The sequence below is a fragment of the Lacticaseibacillus pantheris DSM 15945 = JCM 12539 = NBRC 106106 genome (genome assembly GCF_001591865.1).
GTDB classification, from domain to species: Bacteria; Bacillota; Bacilli; order Lactobacillales; family Lactobacillaceae; genus Lacticaseibacillus; species Lacticaseibacillus pantheris.
Map to the genome: position 1 here is coordinate 1 of NZ_BCVS01000087.1, position 10,465 is coordinate 10,465.

Annotated in this window: 10 protein-coding genes; 4 read left to right on the forward strand and 6 right to left on the reverse strand. The window is 53.9% G+C overall.

Annotated features, from left to right (window positions below; translation table 11 throughout):
- Positions 1 to 130: 130 nt before the first annotated feature.
- Both LPA02S_RS08875 and LPA02S_RS08880 read right to left on the reverse strand, forming a co-directional pair.
- Positions 131 to 895 (reverse strand): DUF975 family protein, encoded by a 765-nt coding sequence (locus tag LPA02S_RS08875; protein WP_162204142.1) that lies wholly within the window; start codon positions 893 to 895, stop codon positions 131 to 133.
- A gap of 30 nt (positions 896 to 925) precedes the next feature.
- Positions 926 to 1,744, reverse strand: a complete 819-nt coding sequence (locus tag LPA02S_RS08880; RefSeq protein WP_082405512.1) for a glycosyltransferase family 2 protein — start codon at positions 1,742 to 1,744, stop codon at positions 926 to 928.
- A gap of 392 nt (positions 1,745 to 2,136) precedes the next feature.
- Between LPA02S_RS08880 and LPA02S_RS11555 the strand changes: the two genes are divergently transcribed.
- Entirely contained in the window at positions 2,137 to 2,850 is a 714-nt protein-coding gene (locus LPA02S_RS11555; protein ID WP_082405515.1) for a LysM peptidoglycan-binding domain-containing protein, read from the forward strand.
- 278 nt (positions 2,851 to 3,128) lie between these two features.
- Here the strand turns inward: LPA02S_RS11555 and LPA02S_RS08890 are convergent, their stop codons facing one another.
- Both LPA02S_RS08890 and LPA02S_RS08895 read right to left on the reverse strand, forming a co-directional pair.
- Positions 3,129 to 4,286, reverse strand: coding sequence for an LCP family protein (locus LPA02S_RS08890; RefSeq protein WP_082405513.1), 1,158 nt, complete (start codon positions 4,284 to 4,286; stop codon positions 3,129 to 3,131).
- 156 nt (positions 4,287 to 4,442) lie between these two features.
- Positions 4,443 to 4,847, reverse strand: a complete 405-nt coding sequence (locus tag LPA02S_RS08895) for a winged helix-turn-helix transcriptional regulator (RefSeq protein ID WP_054651558.1) — start codon at positions 4,845 to 4,847, stop codon at positions 4,443 to 4,445.
- A 211-nt stretch (positions 4,848 to 5,058) separates the two neighbouring features.
- On the opposite strand from LPA02S_RS08895, the gene LPA02S_RS08900 reads away from it, so the two are divergent.
- The 3 genes from LPA02S_RS08900 (at position 5,059) to LPA02S_RS08910 (ending at position 7,494) form a co-directional block, all read left to right on the forward strand.
- Positions 5,059 to 6,036 (forward strand): aldo/keto reductase, encoded by a 978-nt coding sequence (locus LPA02S_RS08900; RefSeq protein ID WP_054651560.1) that lies wholly within the window; start codon positions 5,059 to 5,061, stop codon positions 6,034 to 6,036.
- A 91-nt stretch (positions 6,037 to 6,127) separates the two neighbouring features.
- On the forward strand, positions 6,128 to 6,988 hold the full coding sequence (locus LPA02S_RS08905) for an aldo/keto reductase (RefSeq protein ID WP_054651562.1): 861 nt from the start codon (positions 6,128 to 6,130) through the stop codon (positions 6,986 to 6,988).
- Positions 6,989 to 7,143: 155 nt separating this feature from the next.
- Positions 7,144 to 7,494 (forward strand): hypothetical protein, encoded by a 351-nt coding sequence (locus LPA02S_RS08910; protein WP_054651564.1) that lies wholly within the window; start codon positions 7,144 to 7,146, stop codon positions 7,492 to 7,494.
- A gap of 95 nt (positions 7,495 to 7,589) precedes the next feature.
- Here the strand turns inward: LPA02S_RS08910 and LPA02S_RS08915 are convergent, their stop codons facing one another.
- Positions 7,590 to 8,462: an NAD(P)-dependent oxidoreductase gene (locus LPA02S_RS08915; protein WP_056956201.1), complete on the reverse strand. Its 873-nt coding sequence runs from the start codon at positions 8,460 to 8,462 to the stop codon at positions 7,590 to 7,592.
- A gap of 19 nt (positions 8,463 to 8,481) precedes the next feature.
- Positions 8,482 to 10,278, reverse strand: a complete 1,797-nt coding sequence (gene pepF, locus LPA02S_RS08920; RefSeq protein WP_056956200.1) for an oligoendopeptidase F — start codon at positions 10,276 to 10,278, stop codon at positions 8,482 to 8,484.
- Positions 10,279 to 10,465 lie beyond the last annotated feature (187 nt).

The following is a 10,465-nucleotide window of genomic DNA, read 5'->3' on the forward strand; positions in this document are numbered from 1 at the left end:
TTACGGCAATTCGCAGTAGCCCGGCACGGGCGGGAGCGTAAGGCACGTAGCCGGTCGCGGGGACCAGCCGCTCAGCCGGAGCCACCTCACCAGTACGACCGGCCACTAGCAGCCGCCACTCGAGCGCATGTTAATCATCCATGTGGTTTTGACCCTCACGTGGGCCGTCCGCAGCGTCACTATCCGGGTTGTCAGCCGCATAACGAATTCGTACCTGCTCGTAGAAAACGGCGATTGTCGCCTGAATGTACGGTGTAACGTACAGCTCTGCCAGACCCAACGTCAGGGCGGACAACAGGTACCACGGGATAAACGACAGGTACATCACCAGCAGGTCGGCTTTGTAACCCCGCATTAACCGCCACGAATCACCCATAATTGTGAACGCGCCACGGTTGTCGCCCCGCTGCCTTGCATCGTACAGCAGGAAGTAAACCAGCCGCAAACCTAGGCCGAAAATGATACCGGGAACGTAAAAGAATGCCGAGCCCACGCCCACAATTAGCGTGACCAATACGTACATTATCAGCATCGAGAAGAAGTACGTACTATTAAACAGCTTGAACATGATGTCAAAGACGCGCAGAGGCCGGTCGGGGTTCCGCACTACGTCCAAAGTCGTCAAACTGACACCCGTAAAGAAGTAAAAGGTCAGCAAATTAGCAAACAGCGACTTCTTCTGCGTGTCCATTGTCGCTTGTTGCACCCGATTGATAAAGTCCGCGTCGCTCAAACTGGTTACCTGGTCCATAACCTGCTTTAGCCCCATACCCACAACAATATTCAAAATTAACATAATGACCACCGGCAGAATCAGGGCCAGCGCTAGCTTCAACCGGACACCCGGATGGTTCAAACGGTCCTTTGCCCTGGCCTTCATTTCTGCACGCGTCATAAACAAATCATCATTCATTAATTAGCACCATTAGCCCTTTTCCAATAACCGCCGTGTTCGCCAAGTGGGACGTTCGCGCGCCCGGGCATCCGCAATCGTGCGGTTGATAGCCCGGACGGCCGTCAGTTGCTGCCCCAGCAAACTCAGCGTGTCATTACTCGTCGTCAATGAACCCGAACGTACTCCGTAACGGTAGTCGGGATGAGCACCAAAGTAAAAGCGCTCTGCGTGTATAGCATACCGCACAGTAAACAATTCGTCTTCCATTGCGTCCAAATCTTCGTCAAACTGCAGGTTGTGCGCCGTAATGATTTGCCGCCGAAACATTTTGTTCCATAGATAACCGCGAATAGCTCCCGTGGGCGCAACCACAGCGGCCATAAATTCATCCTGCGTCATTAAACGGGGCAACTGGCCCTCGCCAACGACCGTCTCGGCACCACCGCGTTGCACAATATAGGGATTGGCGACCACATCGGCGTCGCTGGCCTCTATTCCTTCAACAAAGTGGCGAACGTAATCGCGCCCCATCCAGTCGTCGCCGTCCACAAAGATGACGTAGTCCCCTTTGACCAATTCCAGCCCCGCATTACGAGCAGCAGCCACCCCACCGGCAGGCGTGAGCGGCAACAAACGTATGCGCTGGTCTTGCGTAGCCGCCCGCGCCAAAATTACGGGCGACTGATCGTGTGAGCCATCATCAACTAGGATGATATCCAGGTCCTGATAGCTCTGGTGCCTGAGGGCGGTCAGCAACCGGGGCAAATACTGTTCAAGATTATGCACGGTCGCAATTACCGAGACCAATTGACCCACTATCATCACCCTTTCTAGGTATCGTACTTCCATTATATATGTCTACGGGCCGGAAGCCTACGTTAATTACTTTTGTTTGTGGACACAAAGAGCATAATACGCGCCCATTTTCTACGTTATATTACCGTGAAAGTGGGGGAATGTAACATTCAACCCCCCTATTTTGAATTCCGCCGCCCAAAAAAGCCATATTTTCTTCACAAAGCAAAGAAAACGCTCGTTACATTACGCGTGTGTTACAACGTTGCAGAAAAAGCGGCTTTTGTAATCTAACTGGCACTCCCATGACATGAACGGGCCGTATACTGCTCCTTGTTGAGAAGCAGTGGGTAACCACCGGCATATAATTTTGGGAGTGAATAGTTATTAAAGTTGCGTATATGAAGTGGGTAGTGACAACGGCGTTTGCCATTATCCCAGGGGTAATGTTTGCACAGGCCAGTACGATTGTTGACGCGTCTAGCAACGCCCAGCAGTCCGTCAAGGTTAAAGTACAATCTGGGGATACCCTTGAAACATTGAGCGAACAATACAGTGTTAGTTTGGATGATATCGCCAAAGCCAACCACATTCAGTTGAACAAACTGACGCTTGCTAGCGGTTCCACTTTGACTATTCCAGACCAGGGCAGCAAAATCACCCCGGGCACCAACGAATATAACGAAGCAGAAAAAGAACTACAGGCCGAAGCTGACGCTAAGGCTCAAGCAGATGCGCAGGCTAAGGCCGACGCGGAAGCCAAAGCAAAGGCGGATGCCGAACAAGCCGCCAAGGATCAGGCTCAGGCCCAACAAGCTAGCGCTGCATCCCAGGCCAGCACGTCTAGCAACGCTACCACCACTAGTACAGCTAACACGAGCACTAGTGGCAAGAGCTACGGTACGTTCAAACTGAGCTTCTACGACCCTGCAGTTATGGGTTCCAGCCTCGGTTATGGTGGTGTGGCCGCCAACCTGTCCGTCTTTCCTAAGGGGACACAGTTGAAGATTACCCTGTCTGACGGTACGGTTTGGTACCGCGTCGTCAATGATACTGGTTCGTTTGCTAGCAGCAACAGCCAACAGTTAGACGTCGCTATGCCGAACAACCAGATTCCTTCTGCAGGGGTGCTCAGCGCCACCGTTGAAGTAATTGGTTAATTAAATTAGATATTGTAGAACCCCGATTGTGGTCATGACCATAGCCGGGGTTTTTGTGTACACCACTGGCATAACAATGGTCAGTACCGGAATCCGCCCACACGCCAGCGGCCAACACCATCCACCCCACGCCTCCCATCGCGTACGTTTATATACGGGCACCGTATACGGCTACCCACGTTCACGCCAACTCGGGCCCGATACGATACAAATAGGGCCTAGGTGCATCCACTTCGACGTGGTGCGCCTAGACCCTGTTAATGCCATCCTATTATGAGTTAGTACCCGCCCCCACCATAGGAGCTTGTACCACCATACGCGCTGCTGTCAGTACCGTACGTTGACGTTGTCCCAGTGTCATACGTACTGCTTGAACTAGTGTAGTACGAGGTCGTCGTACCATCAAAGAACGCCGAATTCGTGGCATTCAGCCGTGTATTGAAATTACTCAACGTTTCCTGTGACTGACCCAACTGTTCGTGGATACGGTCGCTGGCCTTTTGCAATGCCGACGTAGACGCCACCTGGTAGGCGGAGCCATCAATCATCGCGTCATTCCCCTGCAACGTATACTTCTTAATGTTGTTACCAGCTTTACGGTAATCGCTGTTCTGCGCCATGGACAGTAGGTCGTCAAAGGTGAGGTTCATCTTCAGGCTACCCTTGAGGGAACCCAACACGCTCTCGTACGACGTCAGCGTCTTTGCGGATAACAGTGACTTGACGATTGCCTTAATGACTTGCTGTTGACGCTGTTGACGACCGTAATCACCCTTGGGATCCTCGTAACGCATCCGGGCAAACTGCAACGCGCGCGTACCGTTTAAGTGTGCTTTACCCTTGGTGAAGTCCCCACCATCATGGTCTGGATCACTCCAACTGAACGGTACCGTCACGTCCACACCACCAACGGCATCCACAATCTTCTTCAGACCGTTCATGTTCACGGTAATGTAGTAATTGATCTTGATGTTCAGCAGGTTCTGAACGGTTTTAAGGGTTGTTTCTTCCCCGCCACTAGCATAAGCCGCATTAATTTTGGCAATTTCCCCAGTCCCAGAAATTTTTGCGAGCGTATCACGGGGGATACTGGTAATCGTAGTTTTGTGCTTCTGCGGATTAATCGTGACAATTTCAATGGAATCGGAATTCCCTTTGCCCCAACTAGCACCACGACCTAACGCACCGGTATCGGTCCCCAGCAAGAGGATGGAAATGGGCTTTTCATCCTTAATCAGCTTGCTGTTGGCCTCTGCACTAGCAGTAGTTACGTTAGCGTACGTACCATTAACCGCCGTCTTGGTTTCCGAAAAGACACGGAACCCATAAGCACCCACCAGAAATAAAATGCCGATGAACGCAAAACCTAAAAAGCGCCACACCGGATGGTGGGGGGCGCGCCGAACCTTCTTGGTGCCATTCGAACGTGAATCCATTTACGTACCTCTCTCACGGTTTTTGCCGTAATGGCAATAACACGTATTCGCCATTAATCGAGAGAATTATACCATAAGGAAACAAATGTCCCGTCGCGTTATTGCTTCGTTTAGGTTTTTTTAGTGAAAATGTGTCAGGTCTGTAATCATTTTGCCTTATTCGGTGGGCAAAACTGATTCGTCAGCGGAAAATGTTGGGTCCACCCGTAGTTGGGCGATCCGCGCGTCGCCCCAATCACACATCGCGTCAATAATCGGCATTAACGAGTGCCCCAACGGAGTGATTTGGTAATAGACCTTCTTGCGCGGTCCGAGTACTTCTCGGCGGCTAATCAGCTGATCCTCCTCCAGTTCCCGTAACTGACTAGTGAGCACCTTGTGTGTCACTCGTGGTAACAATCGCCGTAAGTCGTTAAACCGAAACGTACCGTGCGCATCTAGATGGCACAGAACAATCAGCTTCCACTTACCCGCAAACATTGCGAGCGTAAACTCCTTGGCACAGCTATAATCGCCGTCCTGTAGGCGTGCGAGTACGTCTTTGCGGACTACATCTGTCATTTGCTTCTCCTTATTGTTAAGTGGCATGGGGTGCTATTGGCCGGTGGAGACGCTACGCTATCATGAAGATAAGAGCGTTCTCCAAATTGATAGCAGGGCACTTTTATGTGCCCTATTGCCCTCTCACCGGACTAAGTATAAATTTGATACCGTAGTAGTTCAAGCAGTTGCCCTGCACAAATTTGGCAACCAACTTACGGAGGCATATCTAATGAAATACCGACAACTAGGTAAAACTGGCTTCAACATCAGCTCTGTTTCACTCGGCACCTGGCAACTTGGTGGCAAGTGGGGCGCTCCCTTTGACCAGGCGGACGCCGATGCCACCCTCGCCGCTGCCTACGAGCAGGGCGTTAATTTCTTCGACACCGCCGATGGCTATCAGGACGGCGCGAGCGAACGGACCGTGGGCGCCTTTGTTCGCCAACACCCTGACGTGCATTACACCACCAAAATCGGACGCAAAGAAACACCCCTCAGCGCCGAACACTTTAATCCTGACCACCTGCGCCGCTACGTGCAGGACTCCATCCGCAACATGGGGACCGATAGCCTGGACCTCGTCTTACTCCACTGCCCACCCATGCAAACGTACTACGACCCCGAGATGTTCTGGACCCTTGACCAACTGCAAAAAGAAGGCCTGATTCAGCACTACGGGGTCAGCGTCGAACGCGTCGAGGAGGCCATCAAGGCCCTCGACTACAACGTGGCCGCGATCGAAATCATCTTCAACATGTTCCGCCTGCGCCCGGCCGAGTTGTTCTTTCAACTCGCCCAGCAGCACAACGTGGGTATCCTGGCCCGCGTACCCCTCGCTAGCGGCCTGCTAACGGGGAAGCTCACCGCCAACAGCCACTTTGCGCCCACCGACCAGCGGAGCAATAACCGCCACGGCGAACTATTCGACAAGGGTGAAACCTTCTCCGGCGTGGACTACCTCACCGGTGTTAACGCCGCCGATGAACTCAAAGAACGCTTGGGGACCGACAACCTTGCGGCCACCGCGCTGCGTTACATCCTCATGTACGACGCCGTCAGCGCCGTCATCCCCGGCGCCAGCAACCCCGGCCAGATTGAGCGCAACACCGTAGCCGCCGATCTACCTGCTTTGACCGCCGACCAGATGGCCATCGTCCAGGACGTCTACGACCGCAAAATCAAGCGCCCCGTACATTACCTCTGGTAGCGGTTGCATTATTTGCTTTGCTAACTGCCCCAACGCCGGACGGTTGTGCTAAAGTAATGTTAGTACTGATAATTAATAAGGAGGAAACACAATGGCTCACTTAACCAAGTTAACCGACACGTACACGCTCAGCAACGGGGTCGAAATCCCCATCGTTGGCTTTGGTACCTGGCAAACGCCAAGCGGCGAGGTTGCCAAGGACTCCGTCAAAGCCGCACTGGATGCCGGCTACCGTCACATTGATACCGCAGCCATCTACGGCAACGAAGCCAGTGTTGGCGAGGGACTGAAAGCTAGCGGCGTTGACCGCCACGATATCTTCCTCACGACCAAGCTGTGGAACTCTGACCGTGGTTACGACAACACGCTCAAGGCTATCGACACGTCTTTGGCCAAGCTGGGGACCGACTACGTGGACCTCTACCTCATCCACTGGGGCAATCCCAAAGCCTTCCGCGACAACTGGCAGGAAAGCAACGCTGAAACTTGGCGCGCCATGGAGGAAATCCTCAAGTCCGGCAAGGCGCGTGCCATCGGTGTTTCCAACATGCGCGTCAAGCACCTGGAGGAACTATTCAAGACGGCCAACACCAAGCCAATGGTCAACCAGCTGTTCCTGAACCCTAGCGACATGCAGGAAGAAGTCACCAAGTTTGACACGGACAACGGCATCCTGAACGAAGCGTACAGTCCACTGGGCACCGGTAAGATTTTCGGCGTGCCCGAATTGCAAAAGATGGCCGAACGTTACGGGAAGAGTGTGGCCCAGCTTGTACTACGTTGGAGCCTACAACACGACTTCCTGCCGTTACCAAAGTCCGTTCACGCCGAGCGTATCCAAGAAAACGCCCAGCTCTTCGACTTTGAATTATCCCACCACGACATGGAACTGATTGACGGACTCCACGGTGTGGCCGGATTGGCGCAGGACCCCGACACGGTGAACTTCTAACCGCCGTTAGCTCAGCATTATAATGATTAAATGCGCGTGCAGACGCCACCCTCAAAAGGTGCTGCACGCGCATTTTGGTTATCTACGGTTTAATTTTAGGTGCTGGCATACGTTTGTGCTAAACTGACATCAGCGTAACTACAGGAGGAAAAACTATGTTTGAACCAACCAAGAAGCACCGTGTCTCTGACGCGGTTGCGCAAACCTTCCCCAAAGAAGTCACCGACCAGATTTTTCAGGTCGTCAACCTCATGGTTAAGGCCAACCAGATTGTTGTCGCACCCGTCGCCATCATTTTCTCGGACGATTTCACCGACGACGAGCTGTACGCCATGATGATTCAGGGCAACGCGGCACCGGCGCAGGAGTTCCCCATCACCTACAAAGGTGACAAGCCATTCTTGGGCCACGCCTACATCCTTATCGTGAAGGATCACCCTAAGACCATCTCCATTGACTTTAGTGCCGCCAACGACTTGCCAGATAACCTGAAGAACAACAACTAACCCATTCAACAAAACAACCCCAACGGGAACGCCGCTGATGCCCTCTGAGCATCCGCAGCAAGTCCTGTTGGGGTTGTTTTGTCTATCATCGTGAATTACTTTGTCCACGCCGTGTAAATCTTGACTAATGCCTGCGTCCCGTCATCCCCGTGGCCGGCGTCAACCAACCGTTCGTACAGCCGCTTGGCCGTCTGCGTGGCGGGCAAATCGAGACCAATCTTATCGGCCTCATCAAGCGCAATCCGCAGATCCTTCAGAAAATGCTTGGCAAAGAATCCTGGTGTGTAATCACCTTTGAGTACCCGCGGACCGTAGTTATCCAGACTCCAGTTAGCCGCGGAACCCGCGCCCACGGTCGCCAGGACGTCGTTCAACGCCAACCCCGTTGCGAGCGCGTAAACCAGCATTTCGGTCAAACCAGTCATCGTGCCGGCAATCATAATCTGGTTCGCCATTTTGGCGTGCTGACCCATGCCGGCCTCGCCAAAGCGGTGAACGGAACCGGCAATTACATCAAAGATCGGTTGCAGGGTCGCCATGGCCGCCGCATCGCCGCCGACCATCACCGTCAGCGTACCGTTCTTTGCACCAACATCGCCACCCGAAACCGGCGCATCAAGGGCAACCACGCCGCGCTCACCGGCAGCCGCCGTAATCTTACGGGCTAACGTGGGCGTGCTGGTAGTCATGTCCACTACCAGCTGGCCAGGTTCAGCACCCGCTAAAATACCGTCGTCACCAAAGTAGATATTCTCCACGTCCTGCGGGAACCCCACCATGCTCATGGTGATGGCAGTATCCGCCGCGACTTTGGCTGGCGTCTCCGCCCAGCGTGCGCCACGATCCAATACTGCCTGTGCGTGGGCCTTTGTGCGGTTATACACCGTCACCTCGTAGCCAGCACCCAGCAGGTTGTTAATGATGCCAGTACCCATAACGCCGGTACCAATAAATCCTATTCGTTGCATATTAATCCCCTATTCGTAATTACAACAACTGTTCCAATTCTGACAGCCGATCCTCAAAGACACCGAACGCCTCTTCCAGGTAGTCGGGCTTGGTCATGTCGACGCCGGCTCCACGCATAGTATCAATGGCATACTGAGCCGAGCCACCCTTGAGGTATCCAAGGTAATGGTCGACCGCGCCGGTGGTACCCGTGGTAATCCCTTTGGCCAAAGTCGTGGCGGCCGCAAAACCGGTGGCGTACTGGTAGACGTAGTAGTTGTAGTAGAAATGCGGGATGCGTGCCCATTCGAGACTAATCTCGGGGTCCGCAACCAGCGCGTCACCGTAATACTTCGCGTTAATCGCAGCGTACTGGTCAGACATGGCGTCGGCCGTCAGCGGCGTACCTGCCTGATCCGCGCGGTGAATCCAATCCTCGAACTCGGCAAACTGGGTCTGCCGGAAGATGGTACCTTTGAACCCGTCCAGGTAATAGTTCAACAGGAACGCCCGGACCTGCGGATCATCATTATGCTTCAACAAGTAATCTGTCAGCAGGTTTTCGTTCGTCGTGGAGGCAATTTCGGCCACAAAGATTGGGTAATCACCGTACATGTAGTCCTGGTTGTGGCGCGAGTACCAGCTGTGGACGGAGTGCCCGGTTTCGTGCACCAAAGTGTAGAGGGAGTCCAGCGAGTCGTGCCAGCTCATCAAAATGAAGGGGTTGGTATCATACGCACCGCCAGAATAGGCACCCGAGCGTTTATTGCTATTCTCCACAAAGTCGACCATCCGGTGATCGTAAATGTCGTGTACGTGGCTAACGTAGTCGTCACCCAGTACGCCCAGGGCACGTTCCGCCTCACCCTTAGCCTCCACGATGTTGTAGCTCAACGCAGGTTTCCCGGTTAGCGGCGTGTACAGGTCGTAACTGTGGAGTTCGTCCAGTCCCAGCACGCGTTTGCGCAACGCTACATACCGGTGCAACAGCGGCAAGTGGGCGTTGACCTGCTCCACGAGGGTGGTGAACACCGATTCGGGGATGTGGTTACCGTTGATGGCCGCGGCCCGAGCGCTTGGATAACGATGCGCCTCAGCGCGGAAGTTATCGGCTTTGACTTTGCCCGACAAAGTGGCGGCGAAGGTGTTACTCAGTGAATCGTAGGTGGCATAGAGGGATTCGAAGGCTCCCTGGCGCACATCCCGGTGCGTGCTATGGATCAGCTCGTCGTACAGGCCATGGCTGAGTTCGACAAAGTCGCCGTCGTCGTTCTGCACCATGCCAAAGTCAATGTCAGAATTATTCAGCACGTTAAACGTCTTCTCGGTCCCGTCCAAGGCGTCGCCGGCCGCCGCCAGCAGGCTCTCGGTGGCGGCATCCAGCACGTGGTCGCGCTCCGCCGTGATGCTATCGAGAAAATGATCGGCGTGCTGCAGTTCCGGGTTCTGCGCAACCCAATCATTCAGGGTATCCGCAGGAATGGCGATGATTTCAGGATTCATGAAGGCTGTGGCGCTAGAGAAACTGGTCGCTAGGCTCTCAACGCGGGCCTTAAAGCCCAGGTACTGGCTGTTGCCAGTATCCTGATCACTTTTCAATGACGCGTACACGTACACTTTTTCCAGGCGGCGGAACGCGGCCAGAATCTGATTGATACCGCTAGCTAACGCGTCGGGGCCTTGACCCAACGTGCCTTGCAACGCCTTTAAATCGGGAATGAGCGCCTGTACAGCGGTAAACTCCGCTTGCCAGGCCGCGTCGTCAGCAAAAATCGTGGATAAATCCCAGGTGAGGTCGGTGGGTACTTCGTCACGGGTAGGTAGAGTAGCTGTCATAATGAACACCCTTTCGTAAAGCTTTTGCCCATATGTTAGCACAGTTTCACGGCTACGTGTGACCTCCAGGTGGCCGTGCTGGCAAAGCGGTGGTGGGGCTGGGGCTTGCGTGTCCCACGCCGTGAGTTGCTACGTTAGTGGGTTCCGGCGGCGTCGGTCGGACCGGTGAACTGCGGCTTACGTGGGG

What these genes read in the sequence shown, in the direction of transcription:
- LPA02S_RS08875 (WP_162204142.1), bottom strand. Translation starts at nt 895, where the DNA reads ATGACGCGTGCAGAAATGAAGGCCAGGGCAAAGGACCGTTTGAACCAT.
- LPA02S_RS08880 (WP_082405512.1), bottom strand. Translation starts at nt 1,744, where the DNA reads ATGGAAGTACGATACCTAGAAAGGGTGATGATAGTGGGTCAATTGGTC.
- LPA02S_RS11555 (WP_082405515.1), top strand. Translation starts at nt 2,137, where the DNA reads ATGTTTGCACAGGCCAGTACGATTGTTGACGCGTCTAGCAACGCCCAG.
- LPA02S_RS08890 (WP_082405513.1), bottom strand. Translation starts at nt 4,286, where the DNA reads ATGGATTCACGTTCGAATGGCACCAAGAAGGTTCGGCGCGCCCCCCAC.
- LPA02S_RS08895 (WP_054651558.1), bottom strand. Translation starts at nt 4,847, where the DNA reads ATGACAGATGTAGTCCGCAAAGACGTACTCGCACGCCTACAGGACGGC.
- LPA02S_RS08900 (WP_054651560.1), top strand. Translation starts at nt 5,059, where the DNA reads ATGAAATACCGACAACTAGGTAAAACTGGCTTCAACATCAGCTCTGTT.
- LPA02S_RS08905 (WP_054651562.1), top strand. Translation starts at nt 6,128, where the DNA reads ATGGCTCACTTAACCAAGTTAACCGACACGTACACGCTCAGCAACGGG.
- LPA02S_RS08910 (WP_054651564.1), top strand. Translation starts at nt 7,144, where the DNA reads ATGTTTGAACCAACCAAGAAGCACCGTGTCTCTGACGCGGTTGCGCAA.
- LPA02S_RS08915 (WP_056956201.1), bottom strand. Translation starts at nt 8,462, where the DNA reads ATGCAACGAATAGGATTTATTGGTACCGGCGTTATGGGTACTGGCATC.
- pepF (WP_056956200.1), bottom strand. Translation starts at nt 10,278, where the DNA reads ATGACAGCTACTCTACCTACCCGTGACGAAGTACCCACCGACCTCACC.